We start from the raw sequence: 19170 nt of genomic DNA on the forward strand, positions 1-19170 counted from the left end.
AATGCCAGCTTGCGTGGCTGGCATTTTACGGTAGGGTTGGTCAGAATGAGTGAAGGAAAGGTCAGGCACTGACGGCCATCGCCATTTCCACAGGAACGATAAGACTGGCATGATTGCCTTTCGGTCCCTGATGCACATCAAACTGGACTTGCTGCCCGGCTTTCAGCGTTCTGTAGCCATCCATCTGAATTGTTGAGTAGTGGGCGAAGATATCTTCACCGCCACCAACAGGGCAGATAAAGCCGAAGCCCTTGGCATTATTGAACCATTTAACAGTACCCGTCTCCATGCTTCTACATCCCTCGCAAGACGATCAAATTGAGTGAGGTGACGAGGCGTACAGCCTCTAAGCTGGTTAAAACGCCATCAGCTTATGCAAGTACTGTAAAGAAATGGCATAAAGCGTCAAGCAATTGGGGAGGCAAGGTGGCGATAAAATCATCAAAATTTGAAGCAGTTAACGCTATTGCAAATTTTGTGATGAAGGTCGCGTAGCAACAGTTTGCAGCAAAATTTCATCGGCGTGGGCCCGCATCCTGGCGATATTAAACATACGCTTAAAAGGGTGAGGCTGACGCAGGACGGTAACGTTTTCAAACTGGGTACGTATGGGAAACACTAACGACTGGCTTAATTTTGAACAGCTTGCAGATGACAAATTGCGTGAAGGACTCAAGCCGCCTTCAATGTATAAAGTTATTCTTAACAATGACGATTATACACCTATGGAATTTGTTATTGACGTACTGCAAAAGTTCTTTTCTTATGATGTTGAACGTGCAACGCAACTGATGCTTACTGTTCATTACCAGGGAAAGGCGATCTGCGGTGTGTTTACTGCCGAAGTGGCAGAAACTAAGGTCGCTCATGTGAATAAGTACGCCAGGGAGAATGCGCATCCGTTGCTGTGTACGCTGGAAAAAGTCTGAATAAGACGATCTATTTGGGGAGGTGCCAATGCTCAATCAAGAACTGGAACTCAGTTTAAATATGGCTTTCGCCAGAGCGCGTGAGCACCGACATGAGTTTATGACCGTCGAGCATCTGTTGCTGGCGCTGCTCAGTAACCCGTCGGCCAGAGAGGCACTGGAAGCCTGTACGGTAGATATCGTGGCGCTCCGGCAGGAGCTCGAAGCGTTCATCGAACAAACCACCCCGGTTTTGCCGGTCAGCGAAGAAGAGCGTGATACCCAACCTACGCTCAGTTTCCAACGCGTACTGCAACGTGCTGTCTTTCACGTCCAGTCATCGGGTCGCAGTGAAGTGGCGGGCGCAAATGTGTTGGTCGCTATTTTCAGCGAGCAGGAATCCCAGGCCGCCTATCTGCTGCGTAAGCACGAGGTGAGCCGGCTCGACGTGGTGAACTTCATATCCCACGGTACGCGTAAAGACGAACCCGGTCCCGCATCAGGGGCGGAAAATCCCGTTAACGAAGAGCAAGCAGGCGGGGAGGAACGTATGGAAAACTTCACCACCAATCTTAATCAGCTTGCTCGCGTAGGCGGCATCGATCCGCTGATCGGCCGCGATAAAGAGCTGGAACGTACCGTTCAGGTGCTCTGCCGCCGCCGTAAAAATAACCCGCTGCTGGTGGGTGAGTCCGGCGTGGGGAAAACCGCCATCGCTGAAGGACTCGCCTGGCGTATCGTGCAGGGCGATGTGCCAGAAGTGATGAAAGATGCCACCATCTATTCACTGGATATCGGGTCACTGCTCGCCGGGACTAAATACCGCGGCGATTTCGAGAAACGCTTTAAAGCGCTGCTCAAACAGCTTGAGCAGGATAACAGCAGTATTCTGTTTATCGATGAGATCCACACTATCATCGGTGCTGGCGCCGCCTCAGGTGGCCAGGTGGATGCAGCTAACCTGATTAAACCATTGCTTTCCGGCGGTAAGATCCGCGTGATGGGTTCGACGACCTATCAGGAGTTCAGCAATATCTTTGAAAAGGATCGTGCTCTGGCGCGTCGTTTCCAGAAAATCGATATTACCGAACCGACCGTGGATGAAACGGTGCAGATCCTCAACGGTCTGAAGCCGAAGTACGAAGCGCATCACGATGTACGTTACACCGCGAAAGCCGTTCGCGCTGCGGTTGAGCTGGCAGTTAAATACATCAACGATCGCCATCTGCCCGATAAGGCGATTGATGTGATAGACGAGGCCGGCGCCCGCGCCCGTCTGATGCCGGTCAGCAAGCGTAAGAAAACGATCAACGTGGCGGATATTGAGTCTGTGGTGGCGCGTATCGCACGTATTCCGGAGAAGAGTGTTTCCGCAACCGATCGCGATACGCTGAAAACCCTGGGCGATCGTTTGAAAATGTTGGTGTTTGGTCAGGACAACGCCATTGAGGCGCTGACGGAAGCGATCAAAATGAGCCGCGCTGGCCTCGGACAGGATCGTAAACCTGTCGGCTCATTCCTGTTTGCCGGGCCTACTGGTGTGGGTAAAACAGAAGTGACCGTTCAGCTTGCTAAAGCATTAGGCATCGAGCTGCTGCGTTTCGATATGTCGGAATATATGGAGCGCCATACCGTCAGCCGCCTGATTGGCGCGCCTCCGGGCTATGTCGGTTTTGATCAGGGTGGCTTGCTGACGGATGCGGTTATCAAACATCCGCATGCGGTTGTCCTGCTTGATGAGATCGAGAAAGCGCACCCGGACGTGTTTAACCTTCTGCTGCAGGTGATGGATAACGGCATGCTGACCGACAATAACGGTCGCAAAGCCGATTTCCGGAACGTGGTTGTGGTAATGACCACCAATGCGGGCGTCAGAGAGACCGAACGTAAATCAATTGGTCTGATCCATCAGGACAACAGTACCGATGCGATGGAGGAGATCAAAAAGATCTTTACGCCTGAGTTCCGTAACCGCCTGGATAACATTATCTGGTTCAAACACCTTGATACTGAGGTGATCCACCAGGTTGTGGACAAATTCATTGTCGAACTCCAGGCGCAGCTGGATGCGAAAGGCGTTTCGCTGGAGGTCAGCGACGAAGCCCGCGACTGGCTGGCAGAGAAAGGGTATGACAAAGCGATGGGTGCCCGTCCGATGGCGCGTACCGTGCAGGAAAGCCTGAAAAAACCGCTGGCGAACGAGCTGCTGTTTGGTTCACTGGTGGATGGCGGATCGGTATCGGTGGCGCTGGACCGTGAAAATAACCAGCTTACCTACCAGTTCCTCAGCGCGGCGAAGCGTAAGACAGAAGGTACGGTGCACTGATCTGTGACTCCCCGGCGTTCAGCCTGCTGAACGCCGGCAGAAAAAGTCAGGCAGCATAAAATGCGAAAGGCCGGAGAAGATTCTCCGGCCTTTTTTACAGATGCTGCGGCAGAAGCGGCAGCACGGCAGAATGCTGTTTAGCGACTACGGAAGACAATGCGGCCTTTGCTCAGGTCGTACGGGGTCAGCTCTACAGTGACTTTGTCGCCCGTCAGGATGCGGATATAGTTTTTGCGCATTTTACCGGAGATGTGAGCGGTAACCACGTGACCGTTTTCGAGTTCAACGCGGAACATGGTGTTAGGTAACGTATCCAGTACGGTACCCTGCATTTCAATATTGTCTTCTTTGGCCATCGAATCCTCTAGGTGTTACAACCTTAGTTTTGAACCGGCAAGATAATGCCGAATTTCAAGTATTATGTAAAGAATTGTTGGTGATTTCACCAGCATCAGACCCTCTGTTACGCACATGGCGCAGAGGGACTCACGTTTAAAACGAGTAGTGTAACGACGTCAACGCGTGGGGGATTGTGGGCTAAGAATGGGTTTTAATCCGCTCAGGCGCGATTGAAACCAGAGTAACAAGGTGCGTAATATTCCCAGCCAGACCAATCCCGGCTCGCCCATGACAGAGGGCGAAGGGCGGACGACTTACCAAACGCGCATATTATATCACTGTTACGCTTTTTTGCGTGGAAAACATCAACAATAGCGCTAAAAAAGGGTCTGCTGATGCCAGCAGTGTGGATTGAGCCTTTCATGCGCAAGTAATTTCAGCTGATTCAGGTACTCTGTCCGCGCGATCTCTTCGGCGCCCAGTGAGGCCGTATGAGGATTGAGTACCTGACAGTCGATAAGCTTGCCCCCCTGACGCCGGAAGTAGTCACTGAAGACCAATAGCGCGGTTTTGGAGGCATTTTCACTGCGGCTGAACATCGATTCTCCGCAGAAGAGCTGACCGAGCGCCAGGCCATATATTCCTCCTACCAGCGTTTTATCCAGCCAGACCTCAACCGACTGCGCGTGGCCGGCCTCGTAGAGCTGTAGCCAGGCTCGTTTGACTTCATTGGTTATCCAGGTCCCTTCTTCGCGATCGCTGGCGCAGCCTTCAATCACCTCCTGAAAACATTCGTTAAGCGTCACTCTGTAGGGCGAACGCTGATGAAAGCGCTTCATGCTGCGGCTGAGGTGGAATTTCTCAGGGAAGAGCACCGCCCGCGGATCGGGAGACCACCAGAGAATAGGATCGCCGGAGGAAAACCATGGGAATATGCCCTGATGATAGGCACTGAGCAGGCGGGCAGGACTCAGATCGCCGCCCATGGCCAGCAGCCCGTTCGGCTCTCTCAGCGCCCTCTCCGGCGGGGGGAAAAGCAGGGAATCTCTGGCGAGCTGAATCAAACGCATAGTAACTACACTCCCGGAAACGAGGCTATGACTATAGCGTAAACCGCTGGTGAAAATGCCAGTAACGGCCGCGTTTTAAGATTAATTCGTGATGGCTGCCCTGTTCGGAAATCTGTCCGCCGTCCATAACACAAATTTTATCGAAATGATCCAGGCCCTGGAGCCGGTGGGTGACCATTATCATGGTTTTACTTCTGCCAATCTGGCGCAGAAGGGCAAGAATATGCTGCTCTGTTTCCGCATCCAGCCCTTCAGTCGGCTCATCCAGCAGCATCAGAGGCCCTTCATGCAACACCGCTCTTGCTATCGCCAGCCGCCGCAGTTCCCCCCCGGAAAGCTGGCGTCCGCCATCCCCCAGCCAGACATTCAATCCCTGTTGGCTATCAATTAGTTTATCCAGGCCAACCTGATGCAGTACTTCTGTCAGGCGATCGTCGCTACTTTGCGCAGCCGCCAGCAGTAAATTATCACGCAGCGTGCCGCTGAAGAGATGTACGCGTTGAGTAACGACGCTGGTCGACGCTCGCAGCGACGCTTCGTCCCAGTTCTTCAGCGGAATATTGTTGAGTAAGATTTCACCCGCCTGCGGATCCCATGCACGGGTGATGAGTTGAAGTAGCGTCGATTTACCGCAGCCTGTGCGTCCCAGCAGGGCAACATGTTCTCCCGCAGCGACCTCAAGCGAAAAATCATCCAGCGCCGGTGCAGGATTACCACTCTCGTAGCTGAAGCAGAGATTTTTGATGCTCAGAGAGAGTGTGTTGTAAGGCTTCATCTCAGCTACGGGAAAACGCACGGCGGGTTGCTGTTGCACAATCTGCGTAACCCGCCTGGCGGAAGCCATCACCTGTCCCATATGCTGGAAAGCCCCCCCAACAGGCGCCAGCGCTTCAAAAGCGGCCAGCGTGCAGAAGACGAAAAGCGCTATCAGCGCGTCGGGAGAACTTTCTGTACCCAGTCCTTCCGCGCTAAGCCACAGGATAAGGACAACGGTAAAACCGGTTATCAGCATCAGCAGCCCCTGCGAAAACCCGGTCAGGCTGGCTTGCTGCTGCTGGGCTCGCTGCCAGCGCGCTTCAGTGTCATCCAGCGCTTTACGATAGCGCGCTTCTGTACCATAGAGCTTCAGCTCTGCCTGTCCCTGCAGCCAGGCGGTCAGTTGGGTACGGTACTGCCCACGAAGCTGCGTCAGAGCTTCACCGGCAGGGCGCCCGGCACGATAAAACAGCGGCGGGAGCAGCAGTAACGTCAGCAGCATCAGCCCTCCCAGGGTGACGGCAAGCTGCCAGTCGAGCCAGCTAAGGCCAAGCGTAACGGAAATGATAACCACCAGCGCACCGGCCAGCGGTGAAATAACCCGAAGATAAAGATGATCGAGCGTATCCACATCAGCCACAAGGCGGTTAAGCAAATCGCCCTGCTGATAGCGCGCAAGACCCGCAGGTGAGAGTGGAAAAAGCCTGCTGAAGGTGAAAACGCGAAGGTGTTGAAGTACGCGAAAAGTCCCGTCGTGGCTGACCAGCCGTTCAAAGTAGCGGGCAGCGGTACGGATAATCGCCGCGCCACGGACGCCCGCAGCAGGAAGCATATAGTTAAAACTGTAGAGGCCCGCCACACCCGCCAGCGAGGACGCGGCCAGGAACCAGCCAGAGAGGGTCAGCAAGCCGATGCTGGCAAGCAGCGTTACAATCGCCAGCAGAATACCCAGTGATAACCGCCAGATATGACGGCGATAGAGAGACAGATAGGGAGCAAGTGTTTTCATTTAACCGTCTCCTGCCGGCGGGAAGCGAGGTCAGCGAAGGCGCCGGGCTCGTTTTTCAGCCGGGAATAGGGACCACGCTGAATAATTTTTCCTTCGCGCATCAGCCAGATCTCATCCCAGTTTTCCAGGCGATCGAGCTGATGAGTGATCAGCAGAGTGGTTTGACTGAATGACGCTTTCAGCAGTGCCTCGTCGACGCGTTGCTCACTGTGGCTGTCGAGACTGGCGCCAGGCTCATCGAGCAGCAGCAGTTTACAAGGCCGGTAAAGCGCCCGTGCTACCGCAATCCTCTGGGCCTGTCCAACGGAAAGGTTACCGGCCGCTTCACCGGCTTCACTTTCCAGGCCCTCAGGGAGACGGGAAATAAACTCCGTCACGCCAGCCAGTGCCATTACCTGCTCAAGCCGCTCTGGAACCGCCTCGCCATTCATAACGATATTCTCGCGGAGCGTCCGGGCAGGAAGGCGTGGATTTTGACCCACCCATGCCAGCTGCTGATGCCAGAAATCAGGTTGAATATCCCGCAATTCAACGCCGTTAACCCGCAGCGATCCCTGATAAGGCAGATTGCCCAGCAGAACATTCAGCAGCGATGTTTTCCCCGCGCCGCTCTGACCGACCAGTGCCACGCGCTTGCCGGGCCTGAGCGTAAAGTCTAACGGTCCGGCCAGCACGGTGCCGCTTATGCTGGTCACAGAGAGCGCTTGCGCACAAATCGTCAGGCCCTGGGACGTATCAACTGTTTTATCGCCGGTGTGCGCAGGCAGATTCCCGGCGTCGTTGAGAAAAGCTTCCAGCGCATCAGCACCTCCGACAGCCTGCGCTTTAGCATGGTAGAACGCCCCCATATCACGCAGCGGCTGAAAAAATTCCGGCGCCAGGATCAAGGCCAGAAAGCCGGCAAACAGGGTGACTCCCGAGCCATAGTGACCAAAATTAAGCTCTCCCAGATAGGAAAAGCCGAAGTAAACCGCCACCACGGCGATCGACAGGGAGGCAAAAAATTCCAGCACGGCGGAAGAGAGAAAAGCTAAACGAAGCACCTCCATCGTGCGGCTGCGAAAATCTTCGGATGCCCGGCGGATTTCATCAGTCTCTGCCCCGGCGCGATGAAACAGCCGCAGCGTTTCAAGCCCGCGCAGGCGATCGAGGAAGTGTCCGCTCAGGCGAGCCAGCGCCTTAAAGTTGCGCCGGTTGGCATCGGCAGCCCCCATGCCCACAAGCGCCATAAATAATGGAATCAACGGCGCAGTGGCCAGCAGGATCAGCGCGGCGGCCCAATTCACCGGGAAGAGGGTAAGCAGGATCAGCCCCGGAATAAATACGGCCAGCATCATCTGAGGCTGATAGCGGGCATAGTAGTCCTGCATATCTTCAATCTGCTCAAGCAGAAGCGTGGCCCAGCTGCCCGCTGGTTTGCCCTGAACCCAGGCAGGGCCTAACACATTCAGTCTGTCCAGCACGGTACGCCGCAGCGCAAGACGAATCGCCTTGCCATATTCAAACCCAACTTTTTCACGCAGCCAGGCGAGCAGGGCACGGATTAAAAAACAGCAAAATAATAGAATGAACGTAGAGAGCAGGGCTTCACGTGGCGTGTGGTTGACAATAAGCGCCTGTAAAAGCGAGGCCAGCAGCCAGGCCTGAAGGACAATCATCACGGCGCTGAGCATACCAAGCATCTGGGAAAGTCGCAGCCAGCGCTTGCCCTGAACATGCTGGCTTTTCAGCCAGCGCAGTAACTGTTGTTGCCGGGTTTTATCCATATGCCGCCATCGTTCAAAAGATACGGGGCGTGAACATACTATCCCCGCCTTGATAAAGAGAAATTAGCGGGAATGTTACCTCGCGGAAAGTAAAAAGGCGATCGGTGACGATCGCCTTTGGCAAAATTAGCTCAGCTTTTTAACAAGTTACTGAGAGTTTTTAACTAATCCATCCAGATAGCGTTCAGCATCAAGCGCGGCCATACAGCCGGTACCGGCAGAGGTAATCGCCTGGCGATAGATATGATCCATCACGTCGCCTGCGGCAAAAACGCCAGGAATGCTGGTCTGGGTGGCGTTACCATGCAGACCGGATTGCACTTTGATATAACCATTTTCCAGCGCAAGCTGATCTTTAAAAATGGCGGTATTCGGGCTGTGTCCAATGGCAACAAACAGACCGGCAACTTCCAGCTCTTTAGTCTGCTCGTCATCCAGAGCAGACCGGAGGCGCAGGCAGCTTACGCCCATCTGATCGCCCATCACTTCATCGAGCGTATGGTTGGTATGCAGCACGATATTCCCGTTACGCACTTTTTCCATCAGGCGATCGATAAGGATTTTTTCTGCCCGGAAGCTGTCGCGACGGTGAATAAGATGGACTTCAGAAGCGATATTGGCGAGATAAAGTGCCTCCTCCACAGCCGTATTGCCGCCGCCAATCACTGCTACTTTCTGATTACGATAGAAAAAACCGTCGCAGGTGGCACAGGCTGATACACCGCGCCCTTTGAATGCTTCCTCTGAGGGCAGTCCAAGATAACGTGCGGAGGCACCCGTGGCGATAATCAATGCATCAGCCGTATATTCGCCGCTGTCGCCGGTCAGCCGGAACGGCCGGTTTTGCAGATCGACGGTATGAATATGGTCGAAGATAATTTCCGTATTGAACTTCTCAGCGTGCTCCTGCATGCGTTCCATCAGGCCAGGACCAGTCAGATCGTGGGGGTCGCCTGGCCAGTTTTCCACTTCGGTGGTAGTAGTGAGCTGACCGCCTTTTTCAAGGCCGGTAATCAGAACCGGGTTCAGGTTGGCGCGTGCTGCATAGACAGCAGCCGTATAGCCTGCCGGACCTGAGCCCAGAATGAGTAATTTACTGTGTTTGACCGTGCCCATGACACCCTCGTTTTTTTCTGGCAACTTTTTCTGATTGTAGGGAATTTGCCGACGCAAAAAAAGCATTCTGCAATGTTGTTAACAATTACTGCATGCGGTCTGACCAATTGATCTGACCTCCACCTGGTAACGTTAATGCGCCAAAATGGGGCAAAAAAGCGTCCTGTGAGTGCAGTAAAGGGAAAATAGTTATTTAAAAACAGTCACGCAGCGATACTTCTGGCATGTTCTACTGATTTTAATTGTTTTGCTTTGACAATCGGCTGGTCTTTTGCGAAAACAGTGTAGGAAGCAGAGCGCATTCAGGCGACCAGAGCAGGTTTTTACCTCTGCTCTGCACATCCGTCCGGATAAACTCAGTCTGTCATTGGTCATGACGCATGGTGTGGACAGACAGCATGCGTCATACGGATGGGCGTTTCAAACCGCAGCAGGCGCAAGACTTCACTTAAATCAGTCCTGTAACATTGAACCGGTTCAGGGTATGGCAGGTATAGGGAAGGCATTAAGAGAGACAATAATAATGGTAGACAATAAAAAACGACCGGGTAAAGATCTTGACAGAATCGACCGCAACATCCTGAACGAACTGCAAAAGGATGGCCGCATTTCTAACGTTGAGCTTTCCAAACGTGTAGGGTTGTCACCAACACCCTGTCTGGAGCGCGTACGTCGCCTTGAAAGGCAGGGGTTTATCCTTGGCTATACCGCGCAGCTCAATCCGCATTATCTGGACGCCTCTCTGCTGGTGTTTGTTGAGATTACTCTGAATCGCGGTGCGCCGGATGTCTTTGAGCAATTTAACGCTGCCGTGCAAAAACTTGAGGAAACTCAAGAGTGTCATCTTGTTTCAGGCGATTTCGACTATTTGCTGAAAACCCGCGTACCGGATATGTCCGCTTACCGTAAGCTGCTGGGCGAAACCCTGCTGCGCCTGCCGGGCGTAAACGATACGCGGACCTATGTGGTGATGGAAGAAGTGAAACAGAGCAACCGTCTGGTCATTAAAACACGGTAACACAGGGCAGGTGCAAAACCTGTTGAATTTCGGTACACTCCTGTGAATTCATACAGGTTCAGCGTCGGGCTTGCCCGACGCTGTTGCCTTCATAGTTTACAGGCACCTGGAGAGAACTCTTGAGCCAGGAATACACAGAAGATAAAGAAGTTTCCCTGCAACCGCTGAGCAGTGGGCGTCGCCTGCTGGAGGCGCTGTTGATCGTTGTTGCTCTTTTCGCCGTCTATCTGATGGTCGCGCTCCTGAGCTTCAATCCCTCCGATCCCAGCTGGTCCCAGACCGCCTGGCATGAACCTATTCATAATCTTGGCGGCGGCGTGGGCGCCTGGCTGGCTGATACGCTGTTCTTCGTATTCGGCGTAATGGCTTATGCCATCCCGCCGGTGATCCTTGGCCTCTGCTGGATAACGTTCCGCCAGCGACACGAACAGGACTACATCGATTATTTTGCCGTATCGCTGCGGCTGATAGGCGTGCTGGCGCTGGTGGTCACCACCTGCGGGTTGGCGGCGCTTAATGCCGACGATATCTGGTATTTTGCCTCCGGCGGCGTGATTGGCAGCCTGCTGAGCAACGCAATGGCGCCCTGGTTCAACGGCGCAGGCGGCACACTGACGCTGCTCTGCATCTGGGCTGCCGGGCTGACGCTTTATACCGGCTGGTCATGGCTCACCATTGCTGAAAAGATCGGTGCAGCGGTAATGGGTGTGCTGACATTTGCAAGCAATCGCTCACGCAATGAAGCGCGCTGGCAGGATGAAGAAGAGGAGAGGCTTGCCGAACCTGTTCTTAAACAGAGCGCTGATGTTGATGAAGGGGATGTGCTACTGGCGGGTATGGGCAGCATCGACGAAGATTATGATCCGTTACTGAGTAAATCAGCGCCTGACGTGAGCCCCGGGCCAGTGGCTGAAGCATCGCAAGCGCCAGCAGCGGCTCAGACAGTCCAGCATGCAGCGGCACCTGCTGCTCCAGCGCCGTTTGCGACTGAACGTGTTGCTGATGCGCCTGCGGTTTCTGAGTCTGTGGTAACGCAGCAGAAGCCGGAACTCTATCACTTCGAAATGCCGGCGGAATCGTCTGTGCCTGTCGCCTCTCCAGACGCAGAAGATGCAAGGGGCTCACAACCGGTAAACTGGCAGGAAAACAGTGCATCATCGGCGCCCGGCACCGTCGTGCCATCGTCGCCACTTGACGCAATGAGCGCCCTGACTGGCAGCGATGCGGCCAGACTGGTTGCGACCTCTGCCACAGCGGCAGCCCTGATGCCTGGCGCTGCGCCAGCGGCAGAGAGCATCAATCCGCAGGTCAAGCAGGGAATAGGTCCGGCTTTACCGCGGCCTAATCCGGTTAAGCTACCGACCCGTCGTGAGCTGGCCTCTTACGGCATTAAGCTGCCTTCGCAGCGGATAGCAGAAGAAAAAGCGAAAGAGGAGGAGCTTCGTCAGCAGGAGCAGCCTTCCACTCCTTATGCTTCGCCACAGCAGGAGCCGTCCTCTGCCGATGGTTATGCTTCACCGCAGCATGAACAGTCTGCTTCCGATCGTTATGTTACATCACAGCAGGAGCAGCCTTCTAACGGTGGTTATGCTTTACCACAGCAAGAGCAGCCTGCATCCCGTCCTTATGCTTCACCGCTGCATGAAGAGCATGACGCTCAGGACGACGCCCATCTTCGCGAAGCCTTTATGACGCAGCAGCAGCAACGCTATGGCGAGGCGTTTGCTGAAGAGGATGAAGAGGCGCTACACCAGGCCAGCCTTGCACGACAGTTCGCCGCCCAGCAGACTCAGCGCTACGGTGAGGCGCAGGGACAGATAGCGCCGCCGTCGCTTACGCCTGATGCCTCAGGCGCAGTCAACTTCTCCCCATTTGATGATGTTGTTGATGAAGGCCCAGGTGAGCCACTTTTCACCCTTTCTGCCACGCCTGAGCCTGAAGCGGATCGTCCGCCCGTGCAGCCGCAGTGGCAGGCGCATAGCCAGCCCGCTCAGGCAGATGTTGCACCGACGGTGCCTGCGCCATCCTGGCCGCCAGCCAGCCAGCCGCCGACCAGCCCGTTTATCTCAGGCTCTGTACAGCAAGAAAACGATCTAAGCGTGAAGGAGCAGGGTACAGACGCACAATACGCCGCTGAAAGGGTTATTCAGCCTTCTTCTCCGCATGCTGAACCAGCGGCGGCCCCGGCGATACCACCGCAATCCTCACCGGCTGCCACGCCGCAGCCTGCCGCAGACAGTCTGTTCCATCCTTTCCTGGTTCGCCACGAGCAGCCGCTGGAAAGACCGACCACGCCGCTGCCGACGCTGGATCTGCTTTCGGCACCGCCGGAGGAAGCTGAACCGGTGGATATGTTTGCGCTTGAGCAAACGGCTCGTCTCGTGGAGTCCCGTCTGGCGGACTACCGCGTAAAAGCGGAAGTTGTAGGCATCTCACCGGGACCTGTGATTACCCGCTTCGAGCTGGATCTGGCTCCTGGTGTGAAAGCAGCACGTATTTCCAATCTCTCCCGCGATCTGGCGCGTTCTCTCTCCGCCGTTGCGGTGCGTATTGTGGAAGTTATTCCGGGCAAACCCTATGTGGGGCTGGAGCTGCCTAACAAACACCGCCAGACGGTTTATATGCGTGAGGTGCTGGAATGTCCGCAGTTCCGTGACAACCCGTCACCGCTTGCGGTGGTGTTAGGTAAGGATATTGCCGGACAACCCGTTGTGGCCGACCTGGCGAAAATGCCACACCTGCTGGTTGCTGGTACCACAGGCTCCGGTAAGTCGGTGGGCGTTAACGCCATGATTATCAGCATGCTCTATAAGGCCACGCCGGAAGAAGTGCGCTTTATCATGATCGATCCGAAAATGCTGGAGCTCTCCGTCTATGAGGGTATTCCTCATCTGTTGACGGAAGTGGTTACCGACATGAAGGATGCGGCGAACGCGCTGCGCTGGAGCGTGGGTGAAATGGAGCGCCGTTACAAGCTTATGTCGGCGTTGGGTGTGCGAAATCTGGCCGGTTACAACGAGAAGGTTGAGCTTGCGGAAGCGATGGGGCGTCCTATCCCTGATCCGTTCTGGAAACCCGGCGACAGCATGGATACCACGCCGCCGGTGCTTGAAAAGCTGCCTTATATTGTGGTGCTGGTCGATGAATTTGCCGATCTGATGATGGCCGTGGGCAAAAAAGTAGAAGAGCTGATTGCCCGGCTGGCACAGAAGGCGCGTGCGGCGGGAATTCATCTGGTGCTGGCCACGCAGCGCCCATCGGTGGATGTGATAACCGGGCTGATTAAAGCCAACATCCCGACGCGTATCGCCTTTACCGTATCAAGCAAAATCGATTCGCGCACCATTCTCGATCAGGCAGGAGCGGAATCACTGTTAGGCATGGGTGATATGCTTTATATGCCGCCTAACTCCTCTATGCCGGTCCGTGTTCATGGCGCATTTGTTCGCGATCAGGAAGTGCACGCGGTCGTACAGGACTGGAAAGCGCGTGGTCGTCCTCAATATATTGAGAGCATCACCGCGGGCGAAGAGAACGAAGGTGGCGGTCTGGGGCTGGACGGTGATGAAGAGCTCGATCCGCTGTTTGACCAGGCCGTGGTCTTTGTGGTTGAAAAGCGCCGGGCCTCTATTTCCGGCGTTCAGCGCCAGTTCCGCATTGGCTATAACCGTGCGGCGCGCATCATTGAACAGATGGAAGCGCAGAGCATTGTTTCTCCGCCAGGCCATAATGGTAACCGTGAAGTCCTTGCACCGCCGCCGCATGAAATGTAGCGGCATAACCTGACAAAGTATTACCGTTACTGACGGGCCGGGGCGACCTGGCCCGTTGTGATTTATAGGGTTTATCCCCATATCATCTGTTGCTGGCCATATTATTCAGGCTAATCTTCTGTTGACAGGGCCAGAGCCTGGCTACAGTTATCCCTGAATGCTTCCCCCGCTTACCGGGATAAAAAAGTTTCAATAAGGACGCCGTAATGAAAAAATTAATGATCTCCTGCTGTCTGCTGACTGCTTTTACTTCTGCCGGTGTACTGGCGGACGCCTCCTCCGCGCTACAACAGCGACTCGACAAGGTAAAAAGCTTTCATGCCACCTTTGACCAAAAAGTGACTGACGGCAGCGGGCAATCGGTTCAGGAAGGTGAAGGCGAACTGTGGGTTAAGCGTCCAAATCTGTTCAACTGGCACATGACCGCGCCCGATGAAAGCATCCTGATTTCAGATGGCAAAACGCTCTGGTTCTATAATCCTTTTGTTGAACAGGTCAGTGCTACCTGGCTGAAAGATGCCACCAGCAATACGCCGTTTATGCTGATAGCGCGTAATCAGAGTAGCGACTGGCAGCAGTATAATATCAGCCAGCAGGGCGATAAATTTGAGCTCACGCCTAAGTCAAGCGACGGCAACCTGAAGCAGTTTACCCTGAACGTTTCCGCCAGCGGCACAATCAATCAGTTCAGCGCGATTGAGCAGGATGGTCAGCGCAGCAGCTATACGCTGAAAAATCAGCAGAATGGCGCCATTGATGCCGCCAAATTCACATTCACGCCGCCGCAGGGCGTCACGCTGGATGACCAGCGTAAGTGAGGTTAGCGTGAGCAATCTGTCTCTGGATTTCTCCCATAATGCGTTTCAGCCGTTGGCCGCCCGGATGCGGCCGCGAACGCTGGCCGAATATATCGGTCAGCAGCATTTACTGGCTCCTGGAAAACCCTTACCACGCGCCATTGAAGCAGGCCATCTGCACTCCATGATCCTGTGGGGGCCCCCAGGTACGGGTAAAACTACGCTGGCAGAGATTATTGGCCATTACGGAAAGGCGGATGTCGAGCGCATTTCGGCGGTCACCTCCGGCGTAAAAGATATACGTGAAGCGATCGAACGCGCCAGGCAGAACCGCAGCGCAGGTCGCCGGACAATTCTCTTCGTCGATGAGGTTCATCGTTTTAACAAGAGTCAGCAGGACGCCTTCCTGCCGCATATTGAAGATGGCACCATCACTTTTATCGGTGCCACTACGGAAAACCCCTCTTTTGAGCTGAATTCAGCTCTGCTCTCCCGCGCCCGTGTCTATCTGCTGAAATCGCTCACCAGTGAGGATATCGAACACGTACTGACACAGGCGATGCAGGATAGCGAACGCGGCTATGGCGATGAAAATATTGTTCTGCCGGATTCGACCCGCAGGATGGTGGCAGAGCTGGTCAACGGCGATGCCCGCCGGGCGCTGAATACGCTGGAAATGATGGCGGATATGGCTGAAGTCAACGGGGACGGCAAGCGCGAGCTGACCAGTCAGCTACTGAATGAAGTCTCTGGCGAACGCAGCGCCAGGTTCGATAATAAAGGCGACCGCTATTACGACCTCATCTCGGCGCTGCACAAATCGGTACGTGGCTCAGCGCCGGACGCCGCGCTTTACTGGTATGCCAGAATTATCACCGCGGGCGGCGATCCCTTATATGTCGCCAGGCGGCTGCTGGCGATAGCCTCGGAAGATGTTGGCAATGCCGATCCCCGGGGAATGCAGGTGGCGATCTCTGCCTGGGATTGCTTTACCCGCGTCGGGCCGGCAGAGGGCGAGCGTGCCATCGCTCAGGCGATTGTCTATCTGGCCTGCGCGCCAAAGAGTAATGCTGTCTACACCGCCTTTAAGGCCGCAATGCGTGATGCCCGGGATAATCCAGACTACGATGTGCCCGAGCATCTGCGCAATGCGCCAACAAAATTGATGAAAGAGATGGGATTAGGCGCAGAATACCGCTACGCGCACGACGAGCCTAACGCCTATGCGGCAGGCGAGAGTTACTTTCCCGGCGAAATGGCGCATACCCGTTACTATCAGCCGACGTCACGTGGACTGGAAGGCAAAATCGCTGAAAAGCTCGCCTGGCTCGCGGAGCAGGATCAAAATAGCCCGACAAAACGCTATCGCTGACAGTGACGTTGCGGTAAGGTTAGCAATGAATTCAACGCATTCGCAGATCGGATGCGTCCCTTCTTTTTCACTCAATCATACTAAGCACAGGACAAGCATGCTCGATCCCAATCTGCTGCGTAACGAGCCAGACGCAGTCGCTGAAAAACTGGCACGCCGGGGCTTTAAGCTGGACGTTGATACGCTACGCGCTCATGAAGAGCGTCGTAAGGTCCTGCAGGTCGAAACTGAAACACTGCAGGCAGAACGTAACTCCCGATCCAAATCTATCGGCCAGGCCAAGGCACGTGGGGAAGATATCGAGCCGTTGCGTCAGGAAGTGAACGCACTGGGTGAACGTCTGGACGCGGCTAAAGCGGAACTGGACGCGTTGCAAAGCGCCATTCGTGATCTGGCGCTGACGATACCGAATATTCCCGCGGATGAGGTTCCTGAGGGCAAAGACGATAGCGATAATCAGGAAGTGAGCCGCTGGGGCGAACCGGCAAAATATGATTTCCCGGTACGCGATCACGTTGAGCTGGGCGAAATGGCCGCCGGCCTCGATTTTGCAGCAGCGACCAAGCTGACCGGTTCCCGGTTTGTGGTCATGAAAGGGCAGATTGCCCTGATGCACCGCGCACTCAGCCAGTTTATGCTCGATCTCCATACCGAACAGCATGGTTATCTGGAAACCTATGTGCCTTACCTGGTGAATCACGCCTCACTGTATGGCACCGGTCAGCTTCCCAAATTTGGTGAGGATCTTTTTCACACCCGACCTCTGGAAGAAGAAGCCTCCAGCAGCGATTATGCGCTGATCCCCACTTCAGAAGTGCCGCTGACCAATCTGGTGCGGGATGAGATTCTGGAAGAGGAGTCGCTGCCGCTGAAATTTACTGCTCATACGCCCTGTTTCCGTTCTGAAGCAGGCGCTTATGGACGGGATACCCGCGGTCTGATCCGTATGCACCAGTTTGATAAAGTGGAAATGGTGCAGATTACCCGCCCTGAAGATTCCATGAACGCACTGGAAGCGTTGACCGGACACGCCGAGAAGGTGTTGCAGTTACTGAATCTGCCTTACCGTAAGATGCTGCTCTGTACGGGTGATATGGGCTTCGGCTCCACCAAAACGTACGATCTGGAAGTCTGGTTGCCAGCTCAGGAAACCTACCGTGAAATCTCTTCCTGCTCCAACATGGGTGATTTTCAGGCGCGGCGCATGCAGGCCCGATGCCGCAGTAAGACCGAGAAGAAACCCCGTCTGGTGCACACTCTTAACGGGTCCGGTCTGGCTGTAGGGCGTACGCTGGTTGCGGTGCTGGAAAACTACCAGCAGGCTGACGGTCGTATTGCCGTACCTGAAGTGCTTCGCCCTTATATGAAGGGACTGGAATTTATCGGTTAAGCGCCGTTCATTTCCCATCAAACCTGCGACTCTGGTCGCAGGTTTTTTTTTGCCGGTCTGTCTGAAAAATGATGCATGCGCCTGCCTGATCGTTCAGAGAAAACTTCTAAAAATAAATGTTATCGTGAACAGAAAGGCGCTAAAGCGTAAAGTTGTCACTTTTCATAGAGATAAAGTGGCGCGCTGCCGTTTCGTTTATCCCGCTAACTCTTTGTAGATAAAAAATTTTAATCGCTTCGCAGCAAATCGTGCTGGTGACTTTTCTGAGGCGTTGACTTTAATTATTCCGGTGGCAATATGCGCGCAAAATCTTCCCTTTTTGGTCGTATCCCCAACATGTCCACCTGGTCTCGCCCTGTTATCGTGCTGCTTTGCGGCCTTTTGTTGATGACGATTTCTATCGCCGTGTTAAACACGCTGGTGCCGCTCTGGCTTACCCATGATGCGTTGCCGACCTGGCAGGTTGGCGTGGTGAGCTCCGCTTATTACACGGGTAACCTGGCGGGAACGCTGATTGCCGGTCTGGTGATCAAGCGTCTCGGGTTTAACCGCAGCTATTACGCAGCCTCGCTGGTATTTGCGCTGGCCTCTGCCGCACTGGCGCTGGAAAGTGGATTCTGGGCATGGACACTCTGGCGTTTTACGGCAGGTATTGGCTGTGCGCTGATTTGGGTCGTGGTGGAAAGCGCGCTGCTATGCAGCGGTACGCTGCGCAATCGTGGCCAGCTCCTTGCCGCTTACATGATTGTTTATTACCTGGGAACGGTGGCCGGTCAGCTGCTGGTCAGTAAAGTTTCTACAGAACTTATGCAGGTGCTCCCGTGGGTAACCGCGATCGTGCTTAGCGCCATATTGCCATTACTCTTTACGCGCATCACCGCCAAAGGCGACGATGAAGAGGCTGCGCCGGGTCGCATGTGGCCGATGCTGCGCCGCCGTAACGCGCGCCTTGGGATCAACGGCTGTATCATCTCCGGCATTCTGTTGGGTTCGCTCTATGGCCTGATGCCGCTCTATCTTTCCCATCAGGGTATGAGTGATGCGACGGTAGGCTACTGGATGGCGCTGCTGGTCAGTGCGGGTATTGTGGGCCAGTGGCCTGTCGGACGTCTCGCCGATCGCTACGGGCGTTTACTGGTTCTGCGCGTTCAGGTGTTTGTGGTGATTATGGGGGCGCTTGCGATGCTGAGCAACGCCGCGATGGCACCCGCGCTCTTTGTACTGGGCTGTGCCGGCTTTACGCTCTATCCGCTGGCGATGTCATGGGCTTGCGAAACCGTGGCCCATCATGAACTGGTAGCGATGAACCAGGCTCTGCTGCTCAGCTATACCATCGGCAGCCTGATAGGCCCGGCGATGACCTCAATGTTAATGCAGAACTACTCCGATCGCGTGCTGTTTTTGATGATAGCCGCTGTCGCCTTTGTTTATCTGGTCATGCTACTGCGTAAGGCCGACAGGCACGCGACGCCGATGGCACACGCCTGATAAAGTAGAGCGCAAAAAAATGCCGGTCCTCTGACCGGCATT

At 54.7% G+C, this 19170-nt stretch carries 13 protein-coding genes and 2 pseudogenes; 9 read left to right on the top strand and 6 right to left on the bottom strand.

The annotated features are described in order from the left end of the window. Positions 1–61 precede the first annotated feature (61 nt). Complete coding sequence (cspD, locus tag EA20_RS0114965) at positions 62–289, bottom strand: cold shock-like protein CspD (RefSeq protein ID WP_024967600.1); 228 nt, start codon at positions 287–289, stop codon at positions 62–64. A gap of 319 nt (positions 290–608) precedes the next feature. Between cspD and clpS the strand changes: the two genes are divergently transcribed. Further along, positions 609–929 (top strand): ATP-dependent Clp protease adapter ClpS, encoded by a 321-nt coding sequence (gene clpS, locus EA20_RS0114970; RefSeq protein ID WP_024967601.1) that lies wholly within the window; start codon positions 609–611, stop codon positions 927–929. A gap of 28 nt (positions 930–957) precedes the next feature. After that, complete coding sequence (clpA, locus tag EA20_RS0114975) at positions 958–3234, top strand: ATP-dependent Clp protease ATP-binding subunit ClpA (RefSeq protein WP_024967602.1); 2277 nt, start codon at positions 958–960, stop codon at positions 3232–3234. A gap of 137 nt (positions 3235–3371) precedes the next feature. On the opposite strand, the gene infA is transcribed toward clpA, so the two are convergent. The 5 genes from infA to trxB all read right to left on the bottom strand — a co-directional run bounded on the left by infA (position 3372) and on the right by trxB (position 9290). Beyond that, positions 3372–3590 carry a translation initiation factor IF-1 gene (gene infA / locus EA20_RS0114980; RefSeq protein WP_002211347.1) on the bottom strand — a complete coding sequence of 73 codons (219 nt, stop codon included), beginning with the start codon at positions 3588–3590 and terminating at the stop codon, positions 3372–3374. Between the two features lie 360 nt (positions 3591–3950). Beyond that, positions 3951–4643 (bottom strand): leucyl/phenylalanyl-tRNA--protein transferase, encoded by a 693-nt coding sequence (aat, locus tag EA20_RS0114985; protein ID WP_024967603.1) that lies wholly within the window; start codon positions 4641–4643, stop codon positions 3951–3953. 31 nt (positions 4644–4674) lie between these two features. After that, positions 4675–6408 carry a cysteine/glutathione ABC transporter ATP-binding protein/permease CydC gene (cydC, locus tag EA20_RS0114990; RefSeq protein ID WP_024967604.1) on the bottom strand — a complete coding sequence of 578 codons (1734 nt, stop codon included), beginning with the start codon at positions 6406–6408 and terminating at the stop codon, positions 4675–4677. Further along, the gene (gene cydD, locus EA20_RS0114995; protein ID WP_024967605.1) at positions 6405–8174 is read right to left on the bottom strand and encodes a cysteine/glutathione ABC transporter permease/ATP-binding protein CydD; all 1770 of its coding nucleotides are present in this window, start codon (positions 8172–8174) and stop codon (positions 6405–6407) included. The genes cydC and cydD overlap by 4 nt, the downstream gene beginning before the upstream one ends. A 147-nt stretch (positions 8175–8321) precedes the next feature. Then, entirely contained in the window at positions 8322–9290 is a 969-nt protein-coding gene (gene trxB, locus EA20_RS0115000) for a thioredoxin-disulfide reductase (protein ID WP_024967606.1), read from the bottom strand. Positions 9291–9813: 523 nt separating this feature from the next. Between trxB and lrp the strand changes: the two genes are divergently transcribed. The 7 genes and pseudogenes from lrp (at position 9814) to EA20_RS0115030 (ending at position 19128) form a co-directional block, all read left to right on the top strand. Continuing rightward, complete coding sequence (lrp, locus tag EA20_RS0115005; RefSeq protein ID WP_006118610.1) at positions 9814–10308, top strand: leucine-responsive transcriptional regulator Lrp; 495 nt, start codon at positions 9814–9816, stop codon at positions 10306–10308. Positions 10309–10427: 119 nt separating this feature from the next. After that, a pseudogene (locus EA20_RS21310) lies at positions 10428–11744 on the top strand (DNA translocase FtsK 4TM domain-containing protein); the annotation flags it as partial. A gap of 192 nt (positions 11745–11936) precedes the next feature. Then, a pseudogene (locus tag EA20_RS21315) lies at positions 11937–14081 on the top strand (DNA translocase FtsK); the annotation flags it as partial. Between the two features lie 206 nt (positions 14082–14287). Further along, positions 14288–14899: an outer membrane lipoprotein chaperone LolA gene (gene lolA / locus EA20_RS0115015; RefSeq protein WP_024967608.1), complete on the top strand. Its 612-nt coding sequence runs from the start codon at positions 14288–14290 to the stop codon at positions 14897–14899. Between the two features lie 7 nt (positions 14900–14906). After that, positions 14907–16250 carry a replication-associated recombination protein A gene (locus EA20_RS0115020; RefSeq protein ID WP_024967609.1) on the top strand — a complete coding sequence of 448 codons (1344 nt, stop codon included), beginning with the start codon at positions 14907–14909 and terminating at the stop codon, positions 16248–16250. 97 nt (positions 16251–16347) lie between these two features. After that, on the top strand, positions 16348–17640 hold the full coding sequence (gene serS, locus EA20_RS0115025; RefSeq protein ID WP_024967610.1) for a serine--tRNA ligase: 1293 nt from the start codon (positions 16348–16350) through the stop codon (positions 17638–17640). Positions 17641–17976: 336 nt separating this feature from the next. Further along, entirely contained in the window at positions 17977–19128 is a 1152-nt protein-coding gene (locus EA20_RS0115030; protein WP_024967611.1) for an MFS transporter, read from the top strand. The last annotated feature ends 42 nt before the right edge of the window (positions 19129–19170 follow it).

Source organism: Pantoea sp. IMH (assembly GCF_000599885.1).
Classification (GTDB): Bacteria; Pseudomonadota; Gammaproteobacteria; order Enterobacterales; family Enterobacteriaceae; genus Erwinia.

What these genes read in the sequence shown, in the direction of transcription:
- clpA (WP_024967602.1), top strand. Translation starts at nt 958, where the DNA reads ATGCTCAATCAAGAACTGGAACTCAGTTTAAATATGGCTTTCGCCAGA.
- EA20_RS0115030 (WP_024967611.1), top strand. Translation starts at nt 17,977, where the DNA reads ATGTCCACCTGGTCTCGCCCTGTTATCGTGCTGCTTTGCGGCCTTTTG.
- aat (WP_024967603.1), bottom strand. Translation starts at nt 4,643, where the DNA reads ATGCGTTTGATTCAGCTCGCCAGAGATTCCCTGCTTTTCCCCCCGCCG.
- serS (WP_024967610.1), top strand. Translation starts at nt 16,348, where the DNA reads ATGCTCGATCCCAATCTGCTGCGTAACGAGCCAGACGCAGTCGCTGAA.
- infA (WP_002211347.1), bottom strand. Translation starts at nt 3,590, where the DNA reads ATGGCCAAAGAAGACAATATTGAAATGCAGGGTACCGTACTGGATACG.
- trxB (WP_024967606.1), bottom strand. Translation starts at nt 9,290, where the DNA reads ATGGGCACGGTCAAACACAGTAAATTACTCATTCTGGGCTCAGGTCCG.
- cspD (WP_024967600.1), bottom strand. Translation starts at nt 289, where the DNA reads ATGGAGACGGGTACTGTTAAATGGTTCAATAATGCCAAGGGCTTCGGC.
- cydD (WP_024967605.1), bottom strand. Translation starts at nt 8,174, where the DNA reads ATGGATAAAACCCGGCAACAACAGTTACTGCGCTGGCTGAAAAGCCAG.
- clpS (WP_024967601.1), top strand. Translation starts at nt 609, where the DNA reads ATGGGAAACACTAACGACTGGCTTAATTTTGAACAGCTTGCAGATGAC.
- cydC (WP_024967604.1), bottom strand. Translation starts at nt 6,408, where the DNA reads ATGAAAACACTTGCTCCCTATCTGTCTCTCTATCGCCGTCATATCTGG.
- lolA (WP_024967608.1), top strand. Translation starts at nt 14,288, where the DNA reads ATGAAAAAATTAATGATCTCCTGCTGTCTGCTGACTGCTTTTACTTCT.
- lrp (WP_006118610.1), top strand. Translation starts at nt 9,814, where the DNA reads ATGGTAGACAATAAAAAACGACCGGGTAAAGATCTTGACAGAATCGAC.